This window comes from Paracoccus alcaliphilus, assembly GCF_028553725.1.
GTDB classification, from domain to species: Bacteria; Pseudomonadota; Alphaproteobacteria; order Rhodobacterales; family Rhodobacteraceae; genus Paracoccus; species Paracoccus alcaliphilus.
Window position 1 is genome coordinate 2,842,678 of the sequence record NZ_CP067124.1, and the last position, 25,489, is coordinate 2,868,166.

Genomic DNA, 25,489 nt, shown 5'->3' on the forward strand with positions numbered 1-25,489 from the left:
GCGCGATGGATTCCGGTTTTTGGTGGTTGGTGGTCATGTCGGCCCCGTTTCTTCATGGGGCGCGACAGGCAATCCCCAGATCGGGGTCGATTAAGAGAGACCGAAATGCGGCCGGTTCAACAAGTATCTATGAGGCGGCGGTGATCGGCGGCGAACGGCGGTAAATAGGATGGGTCCGAATACTCATTCTTGATCGCCGTTGCTCTCGGACTCGTCCGGCAACTGATCGTCGGGAAGTGAGTCGAGGTCACGCGACAGCTCCTTGAGGAACCTGTCGCCCGTCGCCAGACGCCGGCCGAGATTTTGCATGAAGCCCTCGAACCGCTCCGCGCCTTTCGCTCGGGCAGCGGATTGTGCGGCTCCCGTAAGCGGCGGTGTGATGGTCATCCAGAAATGGATGAACTGCGCGACCGTCTCGCCGAGGACGGCGAGATCCAGGTCGAGCGTGTCGATCTGGCGGCCGAGCTTGTCCATGCGGCGCGACATGGCGGCTTCAAGCTGGTCGTCGGCATCGCCGGACAGGTAAGATATGACCGCCGCCTCCACGATGGCGGATTTTGAGACATTACGGCGCAGCGCCACCGAGCGGCGCAGCGCCATCGCTTCGATCTGCGGAATGAGCGCGGGGTCGAAATAGAGATTCAGGCGGGTTCTGGTTGCCATGGTCGTGTCCTCAAAGGTCGATTCCGTCATCGGGGTTCAATGCGACCTGCCGCGCGACCATCCTCATACGTTGGCGCATGGCGCGGGCCTTGGCCGCGTCAACGTCCGGCTCGTCGTCCACAAACTCGAACTCCTGTTCGGGTGATGGCGGCGGGGCGACGATTTCCTCATGCTCAGGCAGCTCCGGCTCGCGGCGGATGCCAGCATTGGCCGGATCGCCCTCGGCCCCGTGTGCGGCGTCGGTCGCGGAATGGCTTTCCGCCGCGACCACACGGCCGGACCAATCATCGGCGGATGGACTGGGCGCCAGCGGAGCGGCGACCAGATCGGGCGGGGTCAGGATGCGTTCCTGCAACCGCGCGTCCTCGAAATAGCGGGCCTTGGTCGCGCGGATCGGCGGTGTGCCCGCGACCATCACGATTTCATCGGTGGGCGGAAGCTGCATGATTTCGCCCGGCGTGAGTAGCGGGCGGGCCGTCTCCTGCCGTGAAACCATGAGATGCCCAAGCCACGGGGCCAATCTGTGCCCGGCGTAGTTGGTGGAGTCGCGCAGTTCGGTCGCGGTGCCGAGTGCGTCGCTCACCCGCTTGGCCGTCCTTTCGTCGTTCGTGGCGAAGCTGACGCGCACATGGCAGTTGTCGAGGATCGCGTTGTTCGGGCCATAGGCGCGCTCGATCTGGTTGAGGCTCTGCGCGATCAGGAAGCCTTTGATTCCATACCCCGCCATGAAGGCGAGCGCCGATTCAAAGAAGTCGAGCCGGCCGAGCGCCGGAAACTCGTCCAGCATCAACAGCAGCCGATGGCGCTTGCCGGAGGTGGTCAGTTCCTCGGTCAACCGCCTGCCGATCTGGTTGAGGATCAGGCGAATGAGCGGCTTGGTGCGGTTTATGTCGGATGGCGGCACGACCAGATAGAGCGTGACGGGCTGGCGGCTGCCGACCAGGTCGGCAATGCGCCAGTCGCACCGCGCCGTCACCCGCGCCACCACGGGATCGCGGTAGAGGCCGAGAAACGACATGGCGGTGGAGAGCACGCCCGACCGCTCGTTCTCGGATTTGTTCAACAGTTCGCGGGCGGACGACGCGATGACGGGATGAGCGCCTGCTTCGCCGAGATGCGGCGTGTCCATCATCGCGCGCAAGGTTGCCTCGACCGGGCGGCGGGGATCGGACAGGAAGTTGGCGACGCCCGCCAAGGTCTTGTCCTTCTCCGCATAGAGAACATGCAGGATCGCGCCGACCAGCAAGCTATGGCTGGTCTTTTCCCAATGGTTGCGCTTGTCGAGACTGCCTTCGGGATCGACCAGAATATCCGCGATATTCTGCACGTCGCGGACTTCCCATTCCCCTTGCCGGACCTCCAGCAGCGGGTTGTAGGCCGACGATCTGGCGTTGGTCGGATCGAACAGCAGCACGCGGCCATGCTTCGCGCGGAAGCCCGCTGTCAGCGTCCAGTTCTCGCCTTTTATGTCGTGAACGATGGCGGATGCCGGCCATGTCAGCAGCGTCGGCACCACCAGCCCGACGCCTTTGCCGCTACGCGTCGGGGCAAAGCATAGGACATGCTCGGGACCGTCATGGCGCAGATAGTCCCGGTCGTATCGGCCGAGCAAGACGCCATCGGGGCCGAGCAATCCGGCCGCACGGATTTCCCGGTCCTCAGCCCATCGCGCCGATCCGTAGGTGGCGACGTTGCGCGCCTCCCGCGCCCGGATGATCGACATGAAGATGGCGGCGGCGATGGCGAGGAAGCCGCCCGATACCGCGATGATGCCGCCCTCGACGAAGATCGCGGGCGCGTAGGCGTCGAACGAAAACCACCACCAGAAGAAGGCGGGCGGATAATAGACCGGCAGGCCCGCCAGCTCGAACCATGGTGCTCCAAGCTGCGGCTGGAAGCCGAGGCGGAACGCCGTCCATTGCGTCGCTGCCCACACCATCACCAGAACGATGGTGAAGACGGCACCAATCTGCCCCCAAAGGATTCGGCCTCCGCGCATACAGGCTCCAGTCGGCAAAAAAAGACGGAGCCGATCAGAGAGTAGGCAAAATCGGGACGGGCAACAGGAAAGAGGATGCCGGAGGGCTGCCGGATACTATCGGCGGCAAATAGGACGGGTCGCCTTTGCCGTTATCGTGCCGGTCGAGTGCCATCGAGGAAACGATTGGGCGAATCGCCGTCACGCTTCATTTTGCCTGCGAGGTTGAGTAGATTTTTCAGTGCGGAGCTGCGATTGAACGGCGACCAGACGGCTGTAAAGGCAACCGGCTCCGGTTCATCGAGGAAGGGCAGGAAGACGATGCCGGTCGTCGGCAATAATGACGTGGCCTCGCCGACGATAGTGATGCCGAAGCCTTGTCCGACCATAGATAGCAGCGTGCCGCGCCCCACATCAAAGCGCAGGATCGACGGTGCGGGCCAACGCCCGGCAAGGCGCAGCACGATATGGTCATGGACCTGCGGGCCGGTGCCACCATAGCGAACAATGAAAGTCTCGCCGACCAGATCGGACCAAGTGATTGCGGACTGCCCGGCGAGGCGATGCCCATCCGATAGCACCACCACCAGCGGTTCGGTCCAGATCGGTCGGGTATGGCAGTCGGGCATCTCGGGCTTGCCCGCGACGAACGCCACGTCGAGCTGGTCAGCACGAAGCTGCATCACCGCATCGCGGGCCGTGCCTTCGGTTATCTCGACCTCAATGCCGGTATGGGCTTCCCGATAATGACGGATCAGCTCCGTGAGAAAGCTGCGTGGGATCAAGGCATGGATGCCGATGCGAAGCCGGCCACATTCTCCTTGAGCTGTCATGCCGGCGGTCTTCACCGCGTGATCGAGTTGATCGACACCCGCCGTGACACGCTCCATGAAGTGCCTGCCTGCGTCTGTTAGCCGAACGCCCCGCGCATGGCGCTCAAACAGCAGGATACCAAGGTTATCCTCCAGCGCTTTCACACGCGCGCTGACGCTCGACTGGCTGACGCCGAGTGCCTTGGCCGCATGCCGAAAATTCAGATGCTCGGCGACGGCGATGAACTGAACAAGGGAAATGAGCGGTATCCTGCCAGACAGGATACCGCCATTCACGAGGTTTCGATGGTTAGTGCGCCGCATCGGAGCGGGCCTGCCACCAGTCGTCGGTTAGACGACTGGCGACTTCTCGGTGGCAGTCCCACGGAGCCGAAGGAGCGCCAGCCCCAACGACACCAGCACTGCCATCGCCGTGGCGTAACAGATCACCGGCCACGCTGTGTCACCGTTTAACAGCGTCACCGCCAATGTCCCGACAATGCTGACTATCAGGCTTTGAACGCAGAAGTAGAACGCGACCGCTGATCCTGCGATGTCGTCGAACTCTGCCAAAGCGCCGTTCGCGGTAACGGACACAGTGAAGACAATGGCGACCGCCATGACCCACATCGGCACGATGAAGGTGAGGAATGACGGCGAACCGAAGAGTTCGCCGATCCCCAACAGGACCGCCCCGAAAACGAGCAACGCCATTCCACGCGCTACGCATCCCGCGATGCCCCATCTGGTGACAAAGGACTTCGCGAAACGAGTTGTCACGATCATTACAAGCGCGACAGTGGCGAAGGCAAAGCTGAATCCGATCTCGGAATATTCCGCTTGGCCTATGAGCACACGGGGAGCCGTCGAGAAGAAGACGAAGAAGGTGCCCATACCGGCGCTAAAGCCGATGGTGTAAACCCAAAAAGCCGGACTCGCGAAGATCGGCAAAACAGATCGGCGCGTCTTCGCTTGATCCAGAGGGCGGGTTTCGTGCCACCTGAAACCCGCATTTAGGAGTGCGAGCATCGCCAGTATAGCCAAAGCAATGAATATCGCCTGCCATCCCAAGAACTCGCCGATCAACGCTCCGGCGATAGGGCCGAGCGCAGGTACGAACGCCAGCATCGAACTGAAAAGGCCGTAGATGACGACACCCTCAGGACGACTGGCATAAACGTCGCGAACCGTCGCGAACGTCGCCACCAGCATGGCCGACGCGCCGACTGCTTGAAGCAGACGGAAAGCGACAAAGGCTGGTGCAGTTGAAGACCAAGCTGCTCCCAGAGACGCAATGACGAAAGCCGTTGCGCCCGCAAGTAGAATTGGCCGTCGCCCGATGCGGTCTGAGAGCGGACCAAAAATCACCTGGCCCACACCGAGCATCACAATATAGAGGCTCAACGTGAGTTGGATCATGGCGGGCGTCGTGTTCAGGATGCCGGGCATCGCTGGAACGACGGGGAGATAAATATCCATCGCCAGTGAAGCGAGGATGTCGAAGGGAGCCATCAGCAGTAGGGCTGCCGGCAGCGTATAGGCCCATGCAGGGCGTGTGATGGTCATGATAAGTCAACCGCTCGATTAAGAAATCTCGGGCGGCGTCTGCACATCAGCAATCACATGGGATTGGTCTCACAGAGCGCCGCAACAACAATTTTGCTGTTGCGGCTTACTTGTCTGCTGACTTTGGATTTCCCATGCTGACCACTCCACGATCACAAATTTGACTAGCTATCACTTATACGATCAGCTGTTGCCTCGCAATGCCGTATCGCTGGCTCGTAGCCACCCAATCCCCCGCTGTTGACGTTCCCGTCATTCTTGGCCGTATGAAACCCCTATGCCTTGCTTTGGCGGTTGGCTGGAACGGGCAGAGGTTCAGTCGACGCGGATCAGCCGACCCATTTCTTTTGCGAGAGAGAGCAGATCACGGAGCGCGGCGCTTCGATTGAACGGCGACCAGACGGCGGTAAAGGCAACCGGCTCTGGCTCATCGGCGAAAGGCAGGAAGGTGATGCCGGCAGTCGGCAGCAGTGCCGTCGCTGCCCCGACGATGGTAATGCCGAATCCCTGTCCGACCATGGATAGTAGCGTGCCACGTCCTACGTCGAAGCGCAGTATCGAAGGCGCGGGCCAGCGCCCGGCAAGGCGCAGCACGATATGGTCATGAACCTGCGGGCCAGTGCCACCATAGCGGACAAGGAAGGTTTCGCCGACCAGATCGGCCCAAGTGATTGCCGGCTGCCCGGCAAGACGATGCCTATCCGGTAGCACCGCTACCAGCGATTCAGTCCAGACCGGCCGTGTATGGCAGTCGGGCAGCTCTGGTGTGCCAGCGACGAACGCCACGTCCAGCCGGTCGGCACGAAGCTGCATGACCGCATCGCGGGCCGTGCCTTCGGTGATTTCGACCTCGATGCCGGGATGGTTTTCCCGATACTGCCCGATCAGATCGGCGAGGAAGCTGCGCGGAATCAAGGCATGGACGCCGATGCGCAGGCGGCCCCATTCCCCCGTCGCCGCCATGCCTGCGGTCTTCACCGCATGGTCGAGTTGATCGACGCCGGCTGCGATCCGCTCGACGAAGTGGCGTCCGGCTTCGGTCAACCGAACGCCACGCGCACGACGCTCGAACAGGAGGATGCCAAGGTCTTCTTCCAGCGCCTTCACGCGGGCGCTGACGCTGGATTGTGCAACCCCGAGTGCGTTCGCTGCGTGGCGGAAGTTGAGATATTCAGCGACCGCAAGCGTCTGGATCAGCGACAAGAGAGGTATGCGCGACCCGAGCAGCGTTTCACTTGATCGGAAGGCATCGTTCGCATGTCTTTTCGAACGCCGCATCCTAAGCTCCCGCTAGGCGGCCTTTTTTGTGGCTCCGCGTTTTTCGACCGGGATTCCGCGCAGATCGCGCAACCAGAGCTGACCGCATGCCGCCGAAATATCCCGCCCCTGTGTATCCCGCACCACGACCGGCACACCGGCGCGATCCAGCACTTCACGGAAAAGTCCGAGGCTGCGGTCGCCGGTTCGATCAAGCGCGATGCCATCGACAGGATTCCAGCGCATAAGGTTCACACGCGCCCTTCGCTTGTTCATGAGACCGGCAAGCCGTTTCGCATCAGCAAGCGTGTCGTTGATGCCGGGGAGGACCAGATAGACAAAGGTGACGATCCGGTTGTGCCGTTCCGCCCATGACGAAGCGCGCGCGATGACTTCCTTGATGTCGTGCTTACGCGATCCGGGGATGAGACGGTCGCGAACTTCCTGCGTCGTCGCATGCAGCGATATAGTCAGATTGATCGCCAGATGCTCTTCTCGCAATTGCGCTAGAGCCTTCGGTATGCCGATGGTCGAAAGCGTGATTCCCGTGGTGGGAAAATTCATCCCTCGCCGGTCGCGCAGGATACGAATCGCCTTCATCACCTGCTCGTAGTTGTTCAAAGGCTCGCCGATGCCCATGAACACGATCCGGTTGACCTTCGGCCCGAGTTGAACGACCTGTTCGACAATCTCGCCCGCCGAAAGGTTGCGCTTGAGGCCGGCTTGGCCGGAAGCGCAGAACTGGCAGGCGAAGGCACATCCAACCTGTGACGAAATACAGGCGGTGTGTCCGTCGTGACGACGGATCAGAACGCTTTCAACGGCATAACCGTCATGAAGGCCGAAAAGCACCTTCTGCGACCGACCGCCGCGCTCATGCGTGATTTTGCGAAGGCTCCGCAACTGGACGCCCCGAGCCTCTGACCAGTTCCGCAAGGCGCGCGGCAGGTCCATGTGTGGGCAGAACAGGTCGCGATAAGCGATTTGCGGCCCGCTGCTCGCGTTCAACGCATCGAACTCGTCGGCCATGAGGTTCAGCGCCAAGGTTGGCGCAGGCAGTGCTTTTTGTCGTTCGCCCCCCAACGGGCTGGGTTCTTGTATAGGCATGATAGTCGTTCCGGGTTTCCGTGCCCGGCGATACCGTGGCGCACGCCTTATAAATAACCGACACGACTGTTATAAACAACCCTCCAGATGGTGTTACCCGAACACATGGTCGGGATAGAGGACGGACAGAAGCATGTGGGTGCGCTTGGTCATGAAAGCCGCTAGCTCGCCTTCCGGCTCAACGAGCCATTGCATGCAAGACCCCTGAATGACCGTCTGAATCAAGCCGGCGGTATGCTCGGGTGGGCGCGGCCCGGCGGGCAGTCGTGCCTCGATAGCTTTCAGGACCAGTCTGTTCCGCTCCGCCGCAAGGGCGCGAAGCGACGGCTCCTGAACGTCTCCCCACAATAGAAGAAGGTAGCCTTCCGTTCCGGCACCGTCACCCATACCGGCGATGAGGTCCTTGAGCATCGCCCACAGCGGATCGAGGCCCTTTTCGGGACTCGCACCCGCGAAATAGTCGCGCACCTCCTGCGTGTTGCGCTCCATGACCTTTAGATGCAGCGTCGCCTTGTCTTTGAACCGCTGGATCAGTGCAGCCCGCGAGATGCCGACCGCTTCCGCAACATCGGAGAGGGTGAAGGCCGATGGACCTTTCTGAAGAAGGATGCCTAGGCTCAGGACCCATTGATTTGCGGCGTGCGATCTGATTCAGGCTCCTGAGGAGTCTGGATTATGAGCGATCTTTATTGGCTGACGGACGAGCAGATGGCTCGGCTGGAGCCCTATTTCCCTAAGAGCCACGGCAAACCTCGGGTGGATGATAGGCGGGTGTTGAGCGGGATCATCTTCGTCAACCGCAACGGTCTGCGCTGGCGGGATGCGCCGGCAGCCTACGGGCCTCACAAGACGCTCTACAATCGCTGGAAGCGGTGGAGCGAGGCTGGCGTCTTCGTTCGGATGATGGAGGGCCTTTCTGGCGCACAGGCCGAACGCCGGACCGTCATGATCGATGCCACCTATCTAAAGGCGCACCGTACGGCTTCGAGCCTGCGGGTAAAAAAGGGGGCCTCGGGCGACTGATCGGACGGACCAAAGGCGGGATGAATACCAAGCTGCACGCCGTCACCGATGCGAATGGACGCCCCATTAGCCTGTTTGTGACGGCTGGTCAGGTCAGCGACTACACCGGCGCGGCGGCTCTTCTGGATAGTCTACCCCGAGCCCAGTGGCTGCTGGGCGATAGGGGCTATGACGCGGATTGGTTCAGGGACGCCTTGGAAGCCAAGGGGATCACACCTTGCATCCCCGGACGTAAAACCCGCACCGAGCCCATCCGGTATGACAAGCGCAGATACAAACGACGCACCCGCATCGAAATCATGTTCGGTCGTCTGAAAGACTGGCGACGCGTTGCCACGCGTTATGATCGGTGCCCGAACGTCTTCCTCTCCGCCATAGCCCTCGCCGCTACAGTGCTCTTTTGGCTATGAGTCCTGAGCCTAGCGCGGTATCTAGAATGAACTCATCGCTATGAAGTTTCGGTCTCGGCATATCTTCTTTTCTACTGCTCGCTTGAATGATGGCCCCTACAATAGCCGGCATCCAGCGTGAGATACACGGGGCATGATAGATACCGGATGAAACACGCGTATGTGCTAAAGGCCAAGGTCATGCCTTCGCCCCAACTGCCACGACACCGATCCGCCCTGCACGACGCCAGTGATCTCGCGGCCGAGCTGGCGGTCGATCACCGGCCGCCACGGGACAAGCGTGAACTCATGGCTCTTTTCCACCACGGCGAACTTGCCGCTCGATAGCTGAACGGTCCCGGTGAACTTGCCGCTGACGTTCTCGCCGTCCGTGGCGGCACGGAACGGCAACCCCTTGCCCTCGGCCATCTCCGCGCCAATGCGGGCAACCTCCCGCTCGCGCAAGGTGGCGAGAAGGCTGCGCCGGTAGAAGATGCGGCCGTTCCGTGCTCGGGTGGCATCGCCCTGTTCGATGTGATGCTCGCGCCGCTGGTCCATCGCCTCACGCACCTGCTGGCCGAAGCCGGCCGGCGCAAGGTCGGCCGTTTCGCCATGGACCAATCGCCGGTCCAGCCATGTCGTGCCGTCCGATCCGATCTGCTTGCCTAGATCGACCGGGGAAAGGATGCGAACGCTGGCCTGCCGGTCACGGCCGGCGTCATAGGCGGCGGCGCGGCTGACCAGATCATCGGGGATGCGCCATTGGTCGGCGTCGATCCTCTCGACGATCCCGGCGCGGCGCAATGCCTCCAGTCGCCGGACATGGGCATCGACATAGCCCTCATAATCGCCGCCCGGAACGCGGCCCTCGAACTTCGCCTGCTCCAGATGGCGGCTCGGACGATAGATGCCGTCCTCGGTGATGGCGGCAATGGCGCGTTCGGACGGTCGGGCGGTCGCCTCGGCCGGGCCGATCTGGACGACGCTGCAAACGCGGGCGTCCTCCAGCCGCTCGGGCGCGATGCCTGCGATGTGGTGCGTCCTGCCGTCGATCCCGTCCACCACAATGGTCAGGTTCTCGCCCAGCTCGTCCGACAGGTGCTTGTCCACGACGCGGCCGACGATGGGTGTCTCTGGCGCTCCGTCATGGATTTGAAAGCTCATGGGATCGCGTTCGCCTCCCTGCGGGCCGAGCGCCTTCTGCATGGTGCGGATAATGTCGCCGCGCTCGCCCAACTCGCGCAGGGCCGGCTCCATGTCCTTGCTCAACTCCCAAACGCCGGGCGCGTGCTCGGTCGCCAGTCCCATCTTCTCCAGCTTGGCGAGACGGCGCAGGCGTAAGGTGCGCTCGAACTGGCGGCGCGGTGCGGCCGGTTCATGGCGCAGGTCGAGGAACCGGGCATCGGCTTCCTCGGCCATGGCGCGGTCAATCCGGGTGAAACGGTCCTGGTCTATCTCGGCCGACAGCTTGCGGGTCTGCTCGATTTCGGTGACGGGGCCGAGTTCCAGACTGGCAAGCTCGCTGGCGCGCTCCCGTAGGCCGTTGGCGAGGTAGTCGCCATTGATGATTAGATCCTCGCCCATCTCGTCGCGGCCGTTGACGATGACATGCACATGGGGATGGCCGGTGTTGTAGTGGTTGACGGCGACCCAATCGAGTTTCGTGCCGAGGTCGGCTTCCACCTGCTTCATGAAATCGCGGGTGTAGGCCGTGAGGTCCGATAGCTCCGCGCCATCCTCGGGCGAGACGATGAATCTGAACTGGTGGCGGTCGTCCTTGCCGCGATCAAGGAAGGCGTCGCCATCGGCGCGGTCCTCGGTCGCCGAATAGAGCCGGCCCCGCTCGCCGTCGCGTGACGTGCCGTCGCGCTGGACATAGCGCAGATGCGCGCGGGCGCGTGCGCCCTTCCACGCGGCCCGAACGCTGCGCTGCTTGACGATCACGCGGCGGCTGCCGGGCTGGCGATGATGCCATTGGCCGGAGATGTTCCGAGCGCGCACGAAGCTCGCGCCCCGGCCGCGCTTCACGCCCTTGCCGCTGGCGACCACGGCACGGGACCGCCCCGGCGATGACGGGCGAGCGGATGACGGCATGGAAGGATCGCGGGAGGCTGCTGCCTGATGCTGCCGGGTGATCTTCTTGACCTGCGTGAAAAAGCTCTTGGTCTTGCCGGCCTTCGGTGTGTCGGATCGGATACGGCCCGGCTTCGGACGGAAGCGGTTTTCATCGTCGGCGCTCATGGGCGCGACTCCTGATAAAACCACCGAAAAACGGCTGATATGGGCCTATGGTGCCGCTCGAAACCCAGCAAAGCCAAGGCTTTGTGCGAAATCGCGGCACGCGACCCCTCAAAACCATGGTGCCGGAACCGGCCACCTAACCAGTGTGCAGACAACAACAATTTCCAGAAGCGGCCCGATATGGTGCCGTCTTCTTTAATCTTGCCCTCCGCCCTTTCTGTCTTTTCTGCCCCTCCTGCCGGGAATCCTGCCGGGCGCAAACCTGCCCGACCGGATGCCGAAACCAGCGCCGCCGAGCGCGGGAACGCCGCCCTCATGGCGTTCCCCCGTCGCTGGCGCTCGCCACGAAAATGCTGCCGTCCTGCGGCTCCGCACGGGCGGGGTCGCGCGCCGGAACGGCAGCGCGGCCGTCGCTGGATTGCGCCTCGGACGGCGGCGCGGCGGCACCCCGCGTGTCGGCCGGGCGCATGACGAATAGCGGTGCCTCGCGCCAATCGGGCGGCGGTGCCGGTGGTTGCAACGGCGCATCCGATGGAGCCGCGCCGCCAAGGATCGGGGCGAGCGCGGCGACATAGGCGCGTGTCTCGGCGGGAAGCGGTCGGCCCGTCGCGTGGTGCTCGTCGTAGCGGCCGGGACCGGCATTGTAGGCCGCAAGCATCGCGCCGACATTGCCGTAGCGGTCGAACATCTCGCGCAGATAGGCCGTGCCTGCCATGATGTTGTCGCGCGGGTCGTAGGGATCACGGCCGAGGCCATGGCGGACGCGCAGGCCCGCCCATGTGTCGGGCATCACCTGCATCAATCCCATGGCCCCGGCCGACGAAATCGCGCGCACGTCGCCCGCGCTCTCGGCGCGCAGCACCGCGCGAATCCAGTGCTCGGGGATGCCGAAACGCTGCGACGCCTCGGCGATGTGCGCCGCATAGGGATGGGCGGCGGCCGGGCGCTCGACCGACGCGGATTGCGCGACAGCGACGCCCGATCCGATGCAGACGGAAAGCGCCCCCGCCAGCAGCAGGACGGCATAATGCCATGCCGGCCTGTCTCCGCTTCGCCGCCAGCCTGCCAGCGTGCTCGCTGCGGTCAAGGGCAAGGCGCAAGCGCCGGCCGATGGCCGCCCCTGACCTTCGCTGCGCGCGCCGGCCGTCTGGTCGCCGAGCGGGACGAAGGGATGAGACGGCTTTTCCGCGAACAAAGGGATGCCGATCTTTGACCGGATGACGGGCCGGACGCGCGCGGCCGTCATTCCTCATCCTCGATCTTCCGGGCGTGCTTCCAACGCAGGGTCCAGACCGAAGGATTGTCGTTGGACTGGAACAGTTTGGCGCGGATGGGGAACGGGAAAACCGGCCCCTCCAACCGCATCGACACGAAGTCGCCAGCGTTGTCGCTGGAGTCTTTCCATGCGGGGCCGGCGTCAGGGCCGTCCTCGCTATCGAGGCGCACGCGGTAGTCGGGCGCGTTTTTCACATCGCTCGGTTTGGCCGGGACGATGAACAGCTTTTCGTGGAGGCCGAACGAATGAAGCTCCCCCGCATAGCCGGTTTCGGTGCGGGTGAAGGTGCCTATCTCTGCCATGGAAATCTCCTGCGGTTGGTTTTTTTTGGGGGGGTCAGTACGTCGGCACGCGCCACTCGTAGCGGCCGACGCCTTCCTCATCGGTCCAGAGCGGAACCGCTCGGCCGATGACGGAATCTGCGGGGATGGGTCCGAAATAACGGCCGTCGAGGCTGTCGCGGACTTCCCAATTCATGAGGAAAAGCTGGTCGCCGCCGATGACGCGGCAGCCCTTCCAGACGGGCAGATCGCGACCGAGGCTGTCGCGCTCCAGCGCCTCGCCCATCTCGATCCCGTCAACCGTGATCGTGCGGCCGGCTCGGCAAACCCGCTGTCCGGGCAGGCCCAAGACGCGCTTCAAGAGCGGGACGCCTCGCGCGATATAGCCGCGCTCGACCATGAAGCTGGCGAGCGGTTCGGGCGGCATGATGGCGACCAGCTCGGGCACGTCGATCCGGTCTGCCGGCTCGACGGTGTAGAACCCGACTGGCGCGCTGGCGGTGGCGTTCCATATGAGTTTCGTCGGCGTCTTGACCGCGCTTGCGGCGGCGATGCCGATCACCGCCAGCGCCGTCACCGTAAGGGTGCGGCGGCGCGTCATGGCTCGATCCTTCGACGGTGAAGCCAAGCGGCATGTCGCTCAGGCGTGTAGGCGTGCGGTTCCAGATTGGCGGTCAAACGGTTGTGGACGTGCCGCCAGTGATCCGGCGAGGCGTCGGCCGGATCGAGGCCGAGCGCATCCACGGCGTCGATAGCTACAAGCGCACGCTGCACCTTGGGCCAGCCGTCGAGGCGCAACAGGATTTCGCCACCGGGGCGCACGAAGGGCAATGTCTGGAACGGCTCGCCGCGCCCGATGGCGCGCACAATGTCGATGCGCGAAATGACAGTGCCGTGCTCGCCAGATGCCCAACGGACGAAGGCGAAGACGCTGCCCGGCGCGAAGCCGACGACGCTGCGGCGGCGGTCGATGATCTGCTCGTAGCTCTTGCGGCCGAAGCGTATCCAGTGCTCGACCTTGCGTTTCTCGAAGGTCAGCTCGACCAATGTGGTGAAGGGCGCAGGTCCGTCCGGCAGCGGACGGCCGTGCGCGCTGCGGTGGGCGCGACGGGTCATTGTTCGTCTCCGGGGATGTGCTGGGGGCTGCGCGGGCACAGCGCGTCGAGCGCGGCCCTCATGGCTCGCCCCTTCGGGCAGAACCGGCACCACGCTTCGCCTGCGCGCGCGTCAAAGAAAAAGAGTTAGATTCTCTGTTAGATAAGTTAGCGGTCGGATTCCGCGTTTCAGGCCAAAGCGTTAGCTGCGGTTCGTGCGCCTGATCTGCCGATAGTGCTGCGCCTGATGTGCCGATACCCCGTGCGCCTGATCTGCCGATGGCATTAACAGGGTTATCAACAGTGCCTGTTGATGAGCTTTCGGGGCGGATGCGCAGCAGTTCGCGGTCGTCTTCCCGCTCGATCTGGAGCAGGTAGCCGGGAAGTTGCTGGCGGGCCGCGATCCGGCGCAGGTCGAGCGCGAAGTCGGACGGCCGGGCGAGGCTGCCGGATTTCTGGTGGAGGTGCGCGACCTCGAAAACCCAGCCGTGGCGCTGGTGCCCGGCGTGCTTTCGGGCGACGCGGTAAAGCCATCGCTCGATGCCGCCAGTCAGGCGGAAATAGGCCGGGTCGATGGTCAGGACCAGCGAACGGTCGATGACGCTGTTGTAGAACCATTCGGGCAGGACGAACTCCATGCCCTCGACGCGGCCGGCGCGCGTCGTCATTTCCTCCCACTCGTTGATCCATGAGAATTGCCGGCGACGCCAATGCGGGCCGTTGCGGATGGTGGTGGCGATGACGGTCGATTGCAGCCGCGCCAGCGCGGCTTTCAGAAGCCGGTATTGATGATTGCCGGTCGGCCGCCCGATGGCGCGCAACAGATGGTAAGGCGTAAACCGGACAAAGCGCGAAGTGGTGAGGCCGTTGTTCTCGGCCGCAACGATCTGCGAGGCCGCCCATATCAGCACATCGGCGTCCCATATGGTCGCCATGCCGTGCTCGGGCATCCCGAACACCTGCACCTCTATGTCGGCGGCCTTGTAAAGAATCGGCTTGGTGCGCGGGGTCTTCGCCAGCGAGAAGAACGGCCGTTCCATCAAGTCGCGCTGGTCGCGCGGCGGCGCGTCGCCGGTTGCGACCACGAAGGGGTCTAGGCGGCTACGCTCGCTGTCCTCGGTCGGCTGTGCGGGATCGTGGTCGTCCTCGCGCAGCATCTAGCAGTCGCCCCGTTCTTCGGGCGTAAGCGGACGCGCGGGAAAGACGGTGCCGGCGGTCTTGTCGCGGGTGGATTTGCGCTCGCCCGCCGCGCTCCAGTCTTCCAGATCGCGGACGGTGTAGAGGACGCGACCGCCGACTTTGCGATAGGTCGGCCCGGTGCCATAGGTGCGATGCTTCTCAAGGGTGCGGATGGATATGCCGAGGAAGCGCGCGGCTTCCTTGGTGCGCAACAGGCGCGGCGGCAGGCCCGCAAGTGGGTTGGGCATGGATCACCTCCAGTCGGGATTGGGCTGCCGGGGGCGGCAGCGGACTGTGGCGAACCATGGCGAGGGATCGGCGGCGCGTAGCGTGCCGCATTTGCGCCTATGCGCTGGCGGCACCCCCTTCGGGGCGGTGCGCGGCCAATAGATGAGGGATTTCAGCGGCTCATTGCCTGCTGCGCCGAAAAGCCAGAGACATTCCCACGCGGTTCGGTTAAGAATCGCAGCGGAGCAGACGCGCTGCTCTGGGGCGTAGTAACCCCTCACGAATGGCCGGTGCCAGCCAGAACGGCACCAACTCCTTGACCTATGGTCGGGGAGCCTGTGGCGTATACAACAGGCTTTCCGAGCTAAAGGCCATGGGGCCGTTTCGTGACGGTTACTAACTCCCCGATCACCAAGAGTCAGAGAGAATCGTTTGCGGGGGCGCACCGCAGACAAAGCTCTCTCGGATACGGGGAATGACTATGCGGGTTCCCGTCGAACTCGATCCAGATGTGGACGATGAAGCGCCGACCGGCGACACCATAACCGTCTATGACGAACAACATTACGTCACATATCTGCGTTTGCTGGATGCGAAGGCCGAGGGCGCGGACTGGAAGGAAGTCGCGCGGATCGTGCTGCACCGTGATCCGGCCGCTGAGGAACTGCTGACCCGCCGTTGCTGGCAAAGCCATCTCGAACGCGCGCAATGGCTATCGCGTGAAGGCTATCGGAAGATTCTGGAGCAGGCGGCAGCCAATAGGGCGTGAGGTCGATGGCCGTGCCCATCAACGCTTGTCGGGCTTGATCGGATAGTGGAGCAGAAGGCGATAGCCCCCGCGCATCATCTTGATGCCGTGCGCGACCAGGCGGCGGGCTTTGTTCTTGCGCGGATCGCTCTCGAAATCCTCCTTCGTGCCGCGAAAGCCGAGCAGGACTTCAGCGATGGTGCGATAGCTTTCGCCGCGCAACCGCGCGTCAAGCGCGCGCAGGGTCAAGATATGCCATTGCCGGAGTTGGGCAGGCACGGCTCGGAAATCAGGACCGGGCGCGCGACCGTTGAGGGACCGCCAAAATCGGCGGGCCGCGTGAGCACGCAGTTCCAGAAACGAATCCATCGGCAACGTGACGGCGTAGAATGCGGCGGCATCGGGCACGGCATCGGGCAGCCAGAATTGATGCGCGACGCCATCCACCTGCCAGATGCCGTGCCAACCATCGGCGGCGCGGCGCAAGTCAAGGCCATCGAGATGCGCCAGCGTCAATATTGGTTCGGTATCGCCGTTCTTGTGATCGACCGGCGACAACATCACCGCTTGCGGGTGAAGATTCGGATTCCAGATCGGCGATTGCGGGTCATGCTGCGCGTCGGGATCGCACGGGAAATCGCAAGCCCCAGCGATGTGCAAACATTTCGAGGTCACTGCCGGTCGGTTCCCCGGTCCTAGCGATGGTCTCGAAGTCCTGACGATAATCGTCATTCCGGCGCAGGTATTCCCAAGCGAAACCGGCGGCCGGAATTTGCTTCGCGTGTCTGTATGCCGCCGGCAAACGCCAGTCGATGCTTAGCATGGCGTCACCTCTCAAAGCCGGGGCGCGCGAGGCTGCGCCCGGACAAGAGAGATTCAAGTATCTATTCAAGTAATATAAGATGCTCAAAGCAGATATATTGATCATCTAACGCGATCAATATTGGTTATTTTCTTCTTAACACTATCTCGTTGAGTTTTACAGTCGTCGCCCGCATGTGCGAGCAAGCGACCGGCCTTCATCTGCTGGAAAACACATGGACCTCATCATGTGCGGTCTCTACGGTGAAAAGGTCGCCACTCATTTCAGCGTCTCGCGCCATTGCCTGCCAATCGACATAGTAGCGTAGCGCCTCGGGAATCGTGATGCTCTCGGTGGTCAGTTCCTCCATGTAATCGGCGAGACTGCCAAACTGACCATGATAGCAGTCCTGCAAGGCGGTTTCGGCTTGGTCCATGTCGCCGATGAACTGCTCCAGCAAGCCCGCGCCGAGTGCGCCATGCTCTGAGATGAAAGCGCCTATACGCGCCACGGTGTCGATGCCGGCATATTCGCTGATCGTGATGCCCTCGAAGCCTTCAAAGTCGTGGATGGCGTATTCCTCTGCGTGCGCGATGGGGGACCGTGCCAGCATGGTCACAATCTTATCCCTGATTTGGTCCGCGTCCTGATCCGCGTCGATCCAAGCCCCATGCAGATAGCCGCTATTGTAGGCGGCAAGGCAGGCCACATAGATGCGGGGGCTGCTCTCGGATATGTTGGTCATGTCTCTGATCCTCGGGTCTGAAGGTCAGCGAAGCGGAACGCCGCGCCTGACCTTCTGGCCGTCGCCGAGACTGGGGTAGCAACGAGCAAGGGCGACCGGGGTGGAGGGGGATCACCCGGCATGCACAAGCCCCTCGGGGTGCGGAAGGCTGGGGATGCCGCCCCGGACGGTTCCACTTACCTTGCTGGCGCGAGGGCAAGGCCCTTAGCAAAATTGTTGAGGATCGCGCGGCGGCGGCCGTGCCGGCCCGGAGGCGAACGCGCTTCCACATTGCGCTGTAGAGAGCCGGAGGGCAGCGAGTGGCAAAGCCACGCCACCACCTTTTCTCCGTCGCAAACATCCTGCAACAGACTGAACAGAAAGGATATTTCAGCGGTTCAAACGGCATCGAGCCAGTTCCGCGCCAATGGGGAGACTTCGGCCCTCCCCAAATCCCATCGACAAGGAAGCGTTCCTGCTCCCATTGACCCATAACCGAGGAGCTTTCGAGCTCCTCTGGACACTCCCGGTCAACCCTGAGCGGATTGGATGCCTTCAGGAGTTTCGCGCTCTGAACCATGGCCGAGCAACCAACAGGCGGATATTGACCTTTTGCTTCAGGGAGTCTCGATGCTATTCTAGGACACAGGGGGAGTGTCAAAGTGTTCATACATCGCGTCGTTATTCAAAATTACCGCTGCCTAAAAGCAGCGGATGTCATAATGAACGACAATCTAAACGTGATCGTCGGAAACAACGAATGCGGAAAATCTACGCTTCTTGAAGCCGTTCACCTCGCGTTGTCCGGTCAGCTCAATGGCCGACCGCTTGTGGTGGAGATGCACCCGTATCTGTTCAATCTCGACCTTGTACGCAAATACATCGATAGTCTAGCAGCAGGCGAGAAACCACACCCCCCGCACATCCTCCTTGAGGTTTATCTCGCCGACGACCCGAACCTGACTAAGCTCAAGGGCGATCACAATTCGCTTAAAATAGACCGCCCCGGCGTATCGCTCAGCATTGAGCTTAATCCATCACATGCCGAAGACTTCATTCAGTATGTCAGCGATCCCGCAGAAATTCGCACCGTTCCGATTGAATATTATCGTATCGTATGGCGCAACTTTGCAGGCAACGACATTGCCCACTCTCGCGACATTCCACTTCACGCGAGCCTCATCGACGCCAGCACGCTCAAGAACAATGCTGCCGCAAGCAGGTATGTCGTGGACATTGTTAAAGAGAGCCTGTCGGCACAAGAAAAAGTCGATCTTGCTCTCACTTATCGTCTGATGAAGGACCGCTTTCTGGAGCAGCCCAAGGTCAAAACAATCAATGACGCGCTTGCTCTAAAAAAAGGGAAGATCAGCGAGAAAACCATATCTGTTTCGCTCGACACGTCGGCCCGTGCGAGTTGGGAGGCAGGGGTAATGCCCCACCTCGACGACATTCCGCTCACGCTTGTCGGCAAGGGTGAGCAGAACGCCGTCAAGATCAAGCTCGCGATGGAGACGTCCGCCAAGTCCCACATCATCCTGATCGAAGAGGCGGAAAACCATCTCTCCTACGCCAGCCTCAACGAGTTGATCGGGCATATTTCCGCGAACGCGGGCACGAGACAGATTTTTATTACGACCCATAGCAGCTTTGTGCTGAACAAACTGGGCGTAGAGTCGGTGCTCCTGTTCCAGCGAGGCAGCGGCGTTCGGCTTTCTGATTTAGCAAATACGTCAACACAAGACTATTTCATGAAGCTGCCGGGCCACGACACGCTGCGTCTTATTCTCGCTAAGCGGTCCATTTTGGTCGAAGGCCCATCCGACGAGCTGATTGTGCAGCGCGGCTACCAAAAAAAGCACGGAAAGATGCCACTGGAAGATGGAGTCGACGTGATTTCCGTCAACTCCCTCGCCTTTAAACGCTTTCTCGAAATTGCGGTTCTGCTAAAAACCGAGACCGATGTCGTGACCGACAATGATGGCAGCGTGGCCGGGCTGCTGGCGAAATATGCTAATTACCTCACCTCGGATGTTGTCAAAATCCGGTACGACACGGACGAGACGGCCAAGACCCTTGAGCCACAGCTCGTCAAAAAGAACGGGCTGACAACCATAAATGCGGTACTCGGCAAGACTTTCACCGACGAAGCGAGCGCCATCGAATACATGGTCAAGAACAAGGCAGATGTAGCCTTGAGGTTCTTCGAGACCACCGTGGATTGGTCCGTGCCGGACTATATAGCCGATGCCATCCGCTAGCCGCATCGTTATAGCCGCCGCCGGCGGCGGCAAGACCACCCGCGTCGTCGATCAGGCGCTAGGTGCTGACACAGGCATTACGGCGCTTGTGACATACACGCGGAATAATATCCGCGAGATCGGGCTCAAGATGCATGAACGCTCAAGGGCGATCCCTCCGCATGTCGAGGTGATTTCGTGGTACACGTTCCTCTTGCATGAACTGGCCCGCCCCTACCAGTCAGCAATGCACTCCCGCAGGATCGATGGATTTTTTTGGACCGAAGGAAAGTCGGTCATTTATGCGCCGGAGGCCAACACGGCAGCACATTATTTTTCCGATGGCCGCCTAATCTACTCCGATAAAATCTCGAAGTTCATCTGCGCGTGCGACGCCAAATCCGGCGGTTCGGTGATGCGAAGGTTGCGGCAGCGGTTTGCCCATATCATCATCGACGAAATTCAGGACATGGCGGGCTACGACCTAGATTTGCTGGAGCTGATGCTCAGGTCGAACGTCAGGGTGACGTTCGTCGGCGATCACCGCCAAGCCACCTTTGCCACCAACAATGCTCCGAAGAACAAGGCTTTCCGAGGCCCGGCTATCATCAATAAGTTCGAAGCATGGAAGAAGGGGCTCTGTTGCAAAAATCGTGAAGCTTGAGCATGCTTGGCGGAGATTGGACGGACGGAACGATGACGGATTTCAAGTGGCGCCATTTCCAGGGTGATGTGATCCTGTGGGCGGTGCGCTGGTATTGTCGCTATCCGATCAGCTATCGCGACCTTGAGGAAATGCTGGCGGAACGCGGCATTTCGGTCGACCATACGACGATCTATCGCTGGGTCCAGTGCTACGCCCCGGAGATGGAGAAGCGGCTGCGCTGGTTCTGGCGGCGTGGCTTTGATCCGAGCTGGCGCCTGGATGAAACCTACGTCAAGGTGCGGGGCAAGTGGACCTACCTGTACCGGGCAGTCGACAAGCGGGGCGACACGATCGATTTCTACCTGTCGCCGACCCGCAGCGCCAAGGCAGCGAAGCGGTTCCTGGGCAAGGCCCTGCGAGGCCTGAAGCACTGGGAAAAGCCTGCCACGCTCAATACCGACAAAGCGCCGAGCTATGGTGCAGCGATCACCGAATTGAAGCGCGAAGGAAAGCTGGACCGGGAGACGGCCCACCGGCAGGTGAAGTATCTCAATAACGTGATCGAGGCCGATCACGGAAAGCTCAAGATACTGATCAAGCCGGTGCGCGGTTTCAAATCGATCCCCACGGCCTATGCCACGATCAAGGGATTCGAAGTCATGCGAGCCCTGCGCAAAGGACAGGCTCGCCCCTGGTGCCTGCAGCCCGGCATCAGGGGCGAGGTGCGCCTTGTGGAGAGAGCTTTTGGCATTGGGCCCTCGGCGCTGACGGAGGCCATGGGCATGCTCAACCACCATTTCGCAGCAGCCGCCTGATCGGCGCAGAGCGACAGCCTACCTCTGACTGCCGCCAATCTTTGCAACAGAGCCTCCGTCGCCATGCTCACCTCGCTTTGGTGCACACGAGTATTGAGCATAGTCGAGATTGGTGCAGATCACTTCTGATATTGAACTGTCAGGAGCTGGCTGCACAACAGCCATTACGCCCAATCAACTGGTGCAGTCGTCTTCTGAAAATGACATGCAGGGCGTGTCGCAAAACTTAGGACTTATGCGACGCTTACTGTCGTTTTCAGAAGACGGCTGCACTGAACGTCAGAAGCCGACTGCACTATAGCAGCGGAGGGGTTGGATCCATCAGGCAACGACGGGCTGCTGCCGGCCATCAGCGGACGCAGGGAGGACTTTCCGCAACCGGCCGTTCGATGCGGCACCGATGGCCTTCGCGCAGGGGTAGTGAATCCGCCAGGATTGACTTGCGCTGCCCTACCTCTCACTAGTGAGGGGCGGCAGCGCATCAAGCGGTGAGCGCACTCCGGCACCGCCAACTTTCAGCACATGCGTGTAAATCATCGTCGTAGAGACGTCGGAATGGCCGAGCAGATCCTGCACGGTTCGAATGTCGTAACCGCTGCGGAGCAAGGCCGTCGCGAACGAGTGGCGGAGGGTGTGCGGTGTGGCGGGCTTCGTGATGCCTGCTTGTTCTACGGCACGTTTGAAGGCGCGCTGAAAGGTCTGGTCATACATGTGATGGCGACGCACGACACCGCTCCGTGGATCGGTCGAATGCGTGTGCTGCGCAAAAACCCAGAACCACGGCCAGGAATGCCCGGCGCGCGGATACTTCCGCTCAAGGGCGTCGGGAAGCGCAACGCCGCTGCGGCCCTCGGCCTGGTCCTTCAGCCACCATGCCCGTGCACGCGACAGCTGCTCGCGCAGGCTGGGTGCCAAGCTCTCGGGTAACATCAAGGCCCGATCCTTGGAGCCCTTGCCCTCCCGCACGATGATCGTGCCGTGATCGAAATCCAGATCCTTGACCCGCAGTTGCAAACCCTCACTGATCCGCATGCCCGTTCCATACAGAAGCTGGGCGAACAAACGATGCTCGCCTTCCAGAAAACCGAGGATGCGAACCACTTCATCCGGGGTCAGCACCACCGGCAAGCGCCGCGACGGCCGAGGTCTTCCGATCTCCTGAAGCCAGGGCAGATCCGTGCACAGCACCTTGCCGTAGAAGAACAGCAAGGCCGCCAATGCCTGACGATGCGTGGAGACCGAAACCTTGCGCTCGTTCGCCAGCCAGGACAGAAATGCCTCGACTTCGCTGCTGCCCAAGGTTGCCGGGTGACGCACACCGTGGAAACGGATGAAGGCACGAACCCAGTGGACATAAGCCTGTTCGGTTCGTAAGCTGTAATGCAAGTAGCGTATGCGCTCACGCAACTGGTCCAGAACCTTGACCGAACGCAGCGGTGGTAACGGCGCAGTGGCGGTTTTCATGGCTTGTTATGACTGTTTTTTTGTACAGTCTATGCCTCGGGCATCCAAGCAGCAAGCGCGTTACGCCGTGGGTCGATGTTTGATGTTATGGAGCAGCAACGATGTTACGCAGCAGGGCAGTCGCCCTAAAACAAAGTTAGACATCATGAGGGAAGCGGTGACCATCGAAATTTCGAACCAACTATCAGAGGTGCTAAGCGTCATTGAGCGCCATCTGGAATCAACGTTGCTGGCCGTGCATTTGTACGGCTCCGCAGTGGATGGCGGCCTGAAGCCATACAGCGATATTGATTTGTTGGTTACTGTGGCCGTAAAGCTTGATGAAACGACGCGGCGAGCATTGCTCAATGATCTTATGGAGGCTTCGGCTTTCCCTGGCGAGAGCGAGACGCTCCGCGCTATAGAAGTCACCCTTGTCGTGCATGACGACATCATCCCGTGGCGTTATCCGGCTAAGCGCGAGCTGCAATTTGGAGAATGGCAGCGCAATGACATTCTTGCGGGTATCTTCGAGCCAGCCATGATCGACATTGATCTAGCTATCCTGCTTACAAAAGCAAGAGAACATAGCGTTGCCTTGGTAGGTCCGGCAGCGGAGGAATTCTTTGACCCGGTTCCTGAACAGGATCTATTCGAGGCGCTGAGGGAAACCTTGAAGCTATGGAACTCGCAGCCCGACTGGGCCGGCGATGAGCGAAATGTAGTGCTTACGTTGTCCCGCATTTGGTACAGCGCAATAACCGGCAAAATCGCGCCGAAGGATGTCGCTGCCGACTGGGCAATAAAACGCCTACCTGCCCAGTATCAGCCCGTCTTACTTGAAGCTAAGCAAGCTTATCTGGGACAAAAAGAAGATCACTTGGCCTCACGCGCAGATCACTTGGAAGAATTTATTCGCTTTGTGAAAGGCGAGATCATCAAGTCAGTTGGTAAATGATGTCTAACAATTCGTTCAAGCCGACCGCGCTACGCGCGGCGGCTTAACTCCGGCGTTAGATGCACTAAGCACATAATTGCTCACAGCCAAACTATCAGGTCAAGTCTGCTTTTATTATTTTTAAGCGTGCATAATAAGCCCTACACAAATTGGGAGATATATCATGAAAGGCTGGCTTTTTCTTGTTATCGCAATAGTTGGCGAAGTAATCGCAACATCCGCATTAAAATCTAGCGAGGGCTTTACTAAGCTTGCCCCTTCCGCCGTTGTCATAATCGGTTATGGCATCGCATTTTATTTTCTTTCTCTGGTTCTGAAATCCATCCCTGTCGGTGTTGCTTATGCAGTCTGGTCGGGACTCGGCGTCGTCATAATTACAGCCATTGCCTGGTTGCTTCATGGGCAAAAGCTTGATGCGTGGGGCTTTGTAGGTATGGGGCTCATAATTGCTGCCTTTTTGCTCGCCCGATCCCCATCGTGGAAGTCGCTGCGGAGGCCGACGCCATGGTGACGGTGTTCGGCATTCTGAATCTCACCGAGGACTCCTTCTTCGATGAGAGCCGGCGGCTAGACCCCGCCGGCGCTGTCACCGCGGCGATCGAAATGCTGCGAGTCGGATCAGACGTCGTGGATGTCGGACCGGCCGCCAGCCATCCGGACGCGAGGCCTGTATCGCCGGCCGATGAGATCAGACGTATTGCGCCGCTCTTAGACGCCCTGTCCGATCAGATGCACCGTGTTTCAATCGACAGCTTCCAACCGGAAACCCAGCGCTATGCGCTCAAGCGCGGCGTGGGCTACCTGAACGATATCCAAGGATTTCCTGACCCTGCGCTCTATCCCGATATTGCTGAGGCGGACTGCAGGCTGGTGGTTATGCACTCAGCGCAGCGGGATGGCATCGCCACCCGCACCGGTCACCTTCGACCCGAAGACGCGCTCGACGAGATTGTGCGGTTCTTCGAGGCGCGGGTTTCCGCCTTGCGACGGAGCGGGGTCGCTGCCGACCGGCTCATCCTCGATCCGGGGATGGGATTTTTCTTGAGCCCCGCACCGGAAACATCGCTGCACGTGCTGTCGAACCTTCAAAAGCTGAAGTCGGCGTTGGGGCTTCCGCTATTGGTCTCGGTGTCGCGGAAATCCTTCTTGGGCGCCACCGTTGGCCTTCCTGTAAAGGATCTGGGTCCAGCGAGCCTTGCGGCGGAACTTCACGCGATCGGCAATGGCGCTGACTACGTCCGCACCCACGCGCCTGGAGATCTGCGAAGCGCAATCACCTTCTCGGAAACCCTCGCGAAATTTCGCAGTCGCGACGCCAGAGACCGAGGGTTAGATCATGCCTAGCATTCACCTTCCGGCCGCCCGCTAGCGGACCCTGGTCAGGTTCCGCGAAGGTGGGCGCAGACATGCTGGGCTCGTCAGGATCAAACTGCACTATGAGGCGGCGGTTCATACCGCGCCAGGGGAGCGAATGGACAGCGAGGAGCCTCCGAACGTTCGGGTCGCCTGCTCGGGTGATATCGACGAGGTTGTGCGGCTGATGCACGACGCTGCGGCGTGGATGTCCGCCAAGGGAACGCCCGCCTGGGACGTCGCGCGGATCGACCGGACATTCGCGGAGACCTTCGTCCTGAGATCCGAGCTCCTAGTCGCGAGTTGCAGCGACGGCATCGTCGGCTGTTGCACCTTGTCGGCCGAGGATCCCGAGTTCTGGCCCGACGCCCTCAAGGGGGAGGCCGCATATCTGCACAAGCTCGCGGTGCGACGGACACATGCGGGCCGGGGTGTCAGCTCCGCGCTGATCGAGGCTTGCCGCCATGCCGCGCGAACGCAGGGGTGCGCCAAGCTGCGGCTCGACTGCCACCCGAACCTGCGTGGCCTATACGAGCGGCTCGGATTCACCCACGTCGACACTTTCAATCCCGGCTGGGATCCAACCTTCATCGCAGAACGCCTAGAACTCGAAATCTAACGTCCGTTCGGGCATCGAGGTCCATGTCGGGGTGGGACGGGCCCGTG

Annotated in this window: 27 protein-coding genes and 2 pseudogenes; 9 read left to right on the forward strand and 20 right to left on the reverse strand. The window is 61.1% G+C overall.

Features of this window, described 5'->3' with window-relative positions:
* Positions 1–183 precede the first annotated feature (183 nt).
* The 8 genes and pseudogenes from JHW40_RS14815 to JHW40_RS24230 all read right to left on the reverse strand — a co-directional run.
* A complete protein-coding gene (locus tag JHW40_RS14815; RefSeq protein ID WP_029074210.1) occupies positions 184–663 on the reverse strand; it encodes a hypothetical protein in 480 nt (159 codons plus the stop codon).
* Positions 664–673: 10 nt separating this feature from the next.
* Positions 674–2,662 carry a conjugal transfer protein TraG gene (locus JHW40_RS14820; RefSeq protein WP_029074209.1) on the reverse strand — a complete coding sequence of 663 codons (1,989 nt, stop codon included), beginning with the start codon at positions 2,660–2,662 and terminating at the stop codon, positions 674–676.
* A 131-nt stretch (positions 2,663–2,793) separates the two neighbouring features.
* On the reverse strand, positions 2,794–3,777 hold the full coding sequence (locus JHW40_RS14825; protein ID WP_051231116.1) for a LysR family transcriptional regulator: 984 nt from the start codon (positions 3,775–3,777) through the stop codon (positions 2,794–2,796).
* Positions 3,778–3,804: 27 nt separating this feature from the next.
* A complete protein-coding gene (gene floR, locus JHW40_RS14835; protein ID WP_029074208.1) occupies positions 3,805–5,019 on the reverse strand; it encodes a chloramphenicol/florfenicol efflux MFS transporter FloR in 1,215 nt (404 codons plus the stop codon).
* Between the two features lie 315 nt (positions 5,020–5,334).
* Positions 5,335–6,297, reverse strand: a complete 963-nt coding sequence (locus JHW40_RS14840; protein ID WP_029074207.1) for a LysR family transcriptional regulator — start codon at positions 6,295–6,297, stop codon at positions 5,335–5,337.
* Between the two features lie 12 nt (positions 6,298–6,309).
* On the reverse strand, positions 6,310–7,305 hold the full coding sequence (gene rlmN, locus JHW40_RS14845; RefSeq protein WP_207896397.1) for a 23S rRNA (adenine(2503)-C(2))-methyltransferase RlmN: 996 nt from the start codon (positions 7,303–7,305) through the stop codon (positions 6,310–6,312).
* Between the two features lie 171 nt (positions 7,306–7,476).
* Positions 7,477–7,872: a hypothetical protein gene (locus JHW40_RS14850; protein ID WP_230998746.1), complete on the reverse strand. Its 396-nt coding sequence runs from the start codon at positions 7,870–7,872 to the stop codon at positions 7,477–7,479.
* Positions 7,873–7,932: 60 nt separating this feature from the next.
* Positions 7,933–8,034 (reverse strand): annotated as a pseudogene (locus tag JHW40_RS24230) (hypothetical protein); the annotation flags it as partial.
* Between the two features lie 24 nt (positions 8,035–8,058).
* Here JHW40_RS24230 and JHW40_RS14855 point away from each other — a divergent pair.
* A protein-coding gene (locus tag JHW40_RS14855) for an IS5 family transposase (protein WP_090613566.1) occupies positions 8,059–8,816 on the forward strand; the annotation gives its coding sequence in 2 pieces (ribosomal slippage) (positions 8,059–8,380 and positions 8,380–8,816; 759 coding nt in all).
* Between the two features lie 165 nt (positions 8,817–8,981).
* Here JHW40_RS14855 and JHW40_RS24035 read toward each other — a convergent pair.
* The 8 genes and pseudogenes from JHW40_RS24035 to JHW40_RS14890 form a co-directional block, all read right to left on the reverse strand.
* Positions 8,982–10,379, reverse strand: a complete 1,398-nt coding sequence (locus JHW40_RS24035; RefSeq protein WP_371413031.1) for a DUF3363 domain-containing protein — start codon at positions 10,377–10,379, stop codon at positions 8,982–8,984.
* A 57-nt stretch (positions 10,380–10,436) separates the two neighbouring features.
* Positions 10,437–11,036: pseudogene (locus tag JHW40_RS24235) on the reverse strand (hypothetical protein); the annotation flags it as partial.
* A gap of 313 nt (positions 11,037–11,349) precedes the next feature.
* Positions 11,350–12,282 (reverse strand): lytic transglycosylase domain-containing protein, encoded by a 933-nt coding sequence (locus tag JHW40_RS14865; RefSeq protein ID WP_125902098.1) that lies wholly within the window; start codon positions 12,280–12,282, stop codon positions 11,350–11,352.
* The gene (locus JHW40_RS14870; RefSeq protein ID WP_029076831.1) at positions 12,279–12,614 is read right to left on the reverse strand and encodes a DUF736 domain-containing protein; all 336 of its coding nucleotides are present in this window, start codon (positions 12,612–12,614) and stop codon (positions 12,279–12,281) included. The genes JHW40_RS14865 and JHW40_RS14870 overlap by 4 nt, the downstream gene beginning before the upstream one ends.
* A gap of 34 nt (positions 12,615–12,648) precedes the next feature.
* Positions 12,649–13,194, reverse strand: a complete 546-nt coding sequence (locus JHW40_RS14875; protein ID WP_029076832.1) for a S26 family signal peptidase — start codon at positions 13,192–13,194, stop codon at positions 12,649–12,651.
* Positions 13,191–13,709 carry a DUF2840 domain-containing protein gene (locus JHW40_RS14880; RefSeq protein ID WP_125902099.1) on the reverse strand — a complete coding sequence of 173 codons (519 nt, stop codon included), beginning with the start codon at positions 13,707–13,709 and terminating at the stop codon, positions 13,191–13,193. Before JHW40_RS14880 ends, JHW40_RS14875 begins: the two co-directional genes overlap by 4 nt.
* 58 nt (positions 13,710–13,767) lie before the next feature.
* Complete coding sequence (locus JHW40_RS14885; RefSeq protein ID WP_125902100.1) at positions 13,768–14,844, reverse strand: replication initiator protein A; 1,077 nt, start codon at positions 14,842–14,844, stop codon at positions 13,768–13,770.
* Positions 14,845–15,114 (reverse strand): helix-turn-helix transcriptional regulator, encoded by a 270-nt coding sequence (locus JHW40_RS14890; protein WP_018426335.1) that lies wholly within the window; start codon positions 15,112–15,114, stop codon positions 14,845–14,847. It abuts the gene before it with no gap.
* A 461-nt stretch (positions 15,115–15,575) separates the two neighbouring features.
* On the opposite strand from JHW40_RS14890, the gene JHW40_RS14895 reads away from it, so the two are divergent.
* Entirely contained in the window at positions 15,576–15,863 is a 288-nt protein-coding gene (locus JHW40_RS14895) for a DNA -binding domain-containing protein (protein WP_029076834.1), read from the forward strand.
* 18 nt (positions 15,864–15,881) lie between these two features.
* Here the strand turns inward: JHW40_RS14895 and JHW40_RS14900 are convergent, their stop codons facing one another.
* The 3 genes from JHW40_RS14900 to JHW40_RS14905 all read right to left on the reverse strand — a co-directional run bounded on the left by JHW40_RS14900 (position 15,882) and on the right by JHW40_RS14905 (position 17,389).
* On the reverse strand, positions 15,882–16,517 hold the full coding sequence (locus JHW40_RS14900; protein ID WP_244519412.1) for a DUF2285 domain-containing protein: 636 nt from the start codon (positions 16,515–16,517) through the stop codon (positions 15,882–15,884).
* The gene (locus JHW40_RS24240) at positions 16,450–16,770 is read right to left on the reverse strand and encodes a transcriptional regulator domain-containing protein (RefSeq protein WP_342665076.1); all 321 of its coding nucleotides are present in this window, start codon (positions 16,768–16,770) and stop codon (positions 16,450–16,452) included. Before JHW40_RS24240 ends, JHW40_RS14900 begins: the two co-directional genes overlap by 68 nt.
* Before the next feature lie 91 nt (positions 16,771–16,861).
* Entirely contained in the window at positions 16,862–17,389 is a 528-nt protein-coding gene (locus JHW40_RS14905; RefSeq protein ID WP_029076836.1) for an antirestriction protein ArdA, read from the reverse strand.
* Between the two features lie 701 nt (positions 17,390–18,090).
* Here JHW40_RS14905 and JHW40_RS14910 point away from each other — a divergent pair.
* From JHW40_RS14910 to JHW40_RS14920, 3 genes are read left to right on the forward strand one after another with little or no spacing between them, the layout of a single operon-like run.
* On the forward strand, positions 18,091–19,629 hold the full coding sequence (locus tag JHW40_RS14910; protein WP_243637709.1) for an ATP-dependent nuclease: 1,539 nt from the start codon (positions 18,091–18,093) through the stop codon (positions 19,627–19,629).
* Positions 19,616–20,272, forward strand: coding sequence for a UvrD-helicase domain-containing protein (locus JHW40_RS14915; RefSeq protein WP_090618041.1), 657 nt, complete (start codon positions 19,616–19,618; stop codon positions 20,270–20,272). The genes JHW40_RS14910 and JHW40_RS14915 overlap by 14 nt, the downstream gene beginning before the upstream one ends.
* Positions 20,273–20,304: 32 nt before the next feature.
* Positions 20,305–21,069 carry an IS6-like element IS6100 family transposase gene (locus JHW40_RS14920; protein WP_001389365.1) on the forward strand — a complete coding sequence of 255 codons (765 nt, stop codon included), beginning with the start codon at positions 20,305–20,307 and terminating at the stop codon, positions 21,067–21,069.
* A gap of 450 nt (positions 21,070–21,519) precedes the next feature.
* On the opposite strand, the gene intI1 is transcribed toward JHW40_RS14920, so the two are convergent.
* Complete coding sequence (intI1, locus tag JHW40_RS14930) at positions 21,520–22,533, reverse strand: class 1 integron integrase IntI1 (protein WP_000845048.1); 1,014 nt, start codon at positions 22,531–22,533, stop codon at positions 21,520–21,522.
* Between the two features lie 145 nt (positions 22,534–22,678).
* Here intI1 and JHW40_RS14935 point away from each other — a divergent pair, with 145 nt between their 5' ends.
* The 4 genes from JHW40_RS14935 to JHW40_RS14950 all read left to right on the forward strand — a co-directional run bounded on the left by JHW40_RS14935 (position 22,679) and on the right by JHW40_RS14950 (position 25,442).
* Positions 22,679–23,470 carry an ANT(3'')-Ia family aminoglycoside nucleotidyltransferase AadA2 gene (locus JHW40_RS14935; RefSeq protein WP_001206356.1) on the forward strand — a complete coding sequence of 264 codons (792 nt, stop codon included), beginning with the start codon at positions 22,679–22,681 and terminating at the stop codon, positions 23,468–23,470.
* A 163-nt stretch (positions 23,471–23,633) separates the two neighbouring features.
* On the forward strand, positions 23,634–23,981 hold the full coding sequence (locus JHW40_RS14940; protein ID WP_000679427.1) for a quaternary ammonium compound efflux SMR transporter QacE delta 1: 348 nt from the start codon (positions 23,634–23,636) through the stop codon (positions 23,979–23,981).
* A complete protein-coding gene (gene sul1, locus JHW40_RS14945) occupies positions 23,975–24,814 on the forward strand; it encodes a sulfonamide-resistant dihydropteroate synthase Sul1 (protein WP_000259031.1) in 840 nt (279 codons plus the stop codon). The genes JHW40_RS14940 and sul1 overlap by 7 nt, the downstream gene beginning before the upstream one ends.
* Before the next feature lie 127 nt (positions 24,815–24,941).
* The gene (locus JHW40_RS14950; RefSeq protein WP_000376623.1) at positions 24,942–25,442 is read left to right on the forward strand and encodes a GNAT family N-acetyltransferase; all 501 of its coding nucleotides are present in this window, start codon (positions 24,942–24,944) and stop codon (positions 25,440–25,442) included.
* Positions 25,443–25,489 lie beyond the last annotated feature (47 nt).

Excerpts from the sequence above, each read along its gene's own strand:
- JHW40_RS14895 (WP_029076834.1), top strand. The coding sequence starts at position 15,576 with ATGCGGGTTCCCGTCGAACTCGATCCAGATGTGGACGATGAAGCGCCG.
- JHW40_RS14915 (WP_090618041.1), top strand. The coding sequence starts at position 19,616 with ATGCCATCCGCTAGCCGCATCGTTATAGCCGCCGCCGGCGGCGGCAAG.
- JHW40_RS14840 (WP_029074207.1), bottom strand. The coding sequence starts at position 6,297 with ATGCGGCGTTCGAAAAGACATGCGAACGATGCCTTCCGATCAAGTGAA.
- JHW40_RS14880 (WP_125902099.1), bottom strand. The coding sequence starts at position 13,709 with ATGACCCGTCGCGCCCACCGCAGCGCGCACGGCCGTCCGCTGCCGGAC.
- JHW40_RS14850 (WP_230998746.1), bottom strand. The coding sequence starts at position 7,872 with ATGGAGCGCAACACGCAGGAGGTGCGCGACTATTTCGCGGGTGCGAGT.
- JHW40_RS14815 (WP_029074210.1), bottom strand. The coding sequence starts at position 663 with ATGGCAACCAGAACCCGCCTGAATCTCTATTTCGACCCCGCGCTCATT.
- floR (WP_029074208.1), bottom strand. The coding sequence starts at position 5,019 with ATGACCATCACACGCCCTGCATGGGCCTATACGCTGCCGGCAGCCCTA.
- JHW40_RS14825 (WP_051231116.1), bottom strand. The coding sequence starts at position 3,777 with ATGCGGCGCACTAACCATCGAAACCTCGTGAATGGCGGTATCCTGTCT.
- JHW40_RS14905 (WP_029076836.1), bottom strand. The coding sequence starts at position 17,389 with ATGACCAACATATCCGAGAGCAGCCCCCGCATCTATGTGGCCTGCCTT.
- JHW40_RS24035 (WP_371413031.1), bottom strand. The coding sequence starts at position 10,379 with ATGGGCGAGGATCTAATCATCAATGGCGACTACCTCGCCAACGGCCTA.
- JHW40_RS14875 (WP_029076832.1), bottom strand. The coding sequence starts at position 13,194 with ATGACGCGCCGCCGCACCCTTACGGTGACGGCGCTGGCGGTGATCGGC.
- JHW40_RS14870 (WP_029076831.1), bottom strand. The coding sequence starts at position 12,614 with ATGGCAGAGATAGGCACCTTCACCCGCACCGAAACCGGCTATGCGGGG.
- rlmN (WP_207896397.1), bottom strand. The coding sequence starts at position 7,305 with ATGGCCGACGAGTTCGATGCGTTGAACGCGAGCAGCGGGCCGCAAATC.
- JHW40_RS14910 (WP_243637709.1), top strand. The coding sequence starts at position 18,091 with ATGAACGACAATCTAAACGTGATCGTCGGAAACAACGAATGCGGAAAA.
- JHW40_RS14935 (WP_001206356.1), top strand. The coding sequence starts at position 22,679 with ATGAGGGAAGCGGTGACCATCGAAATTTCGAACCAACTATCAGAGGTG.
- intI1 (WP_000845048.1), bottom strand. The coding sequence starts at position 22,533 with ATGAAAACCGCCACTGCGCCGTTACCACCGCTGCGTTCGGTCAAGGTT.
- JHW40_RS14865 (WP_125902098.1), bottom strand. The coding sequence starts at position 12,282 with ATGACGGCCGCGCGCGTCCGGCCCGTCATCCGGTCAAAGATCGGCATC.
- JHW40_RS14920 (WP_001389365.1), top strand. The coding sequence starts at position 20,305 with ATGACGGATTTCAAGTGGCGCCATTTCCAGGGTGATGTGATCCTGTGG.
- JHW40_RS14820 (WP_029074209.1), bottom strand. The coding sequence starts at position 2,662 with ATGCGCGGAGGCCGAATCCTTTGGGGGCAGATTGGTGCCGTCTTCACC.
- JHW40_RS24240 (WP_342665076.1), bottom strand. The coding sequence starts at position 16,770 with ATGATCAATATATCTGCTTTGAGCATCTTATATTACTTGAATAGATAC.
- JHW40_RS14890 (WP_018426335.1), bottom strand. The coding sequence starts at position 15,114 with ATGCCCAACCCACTTGCGGGCCTGCCGCCGCGCCTGTTGCGCACCAAG.
- JHW40_RS14940 (WP_000679427.1), top strand. The coding sequence starts at position 23,634 with ATGAAAGGCTGGCTTTTTCTTGTTATCGCAATAGTTGGCGAAGTAATC.
- JHW40_RS14885 (WP_125902100.1), bottom strand. The coding sequence starts at position 14,844 with ATGCTGCGCGAGGACGACCACGATCCCGCACAGCCGACCGAGGACAGC.
- sul1 (WP_000259031.1), top strand. The coding sequence starts at position 23,975 with ATGGTGACGGTGTTCGGCATTCTGAATCTCACCGAGGACTCCTTCTTC.
- JHW40_RS14950 (WP_000376623.1), top strand. The coding sequence starts at position 24,942 with ATGGACAGCGAGGAGCCTCCGAACGTTCGGGTCGCCTGCTCGGGTGAT.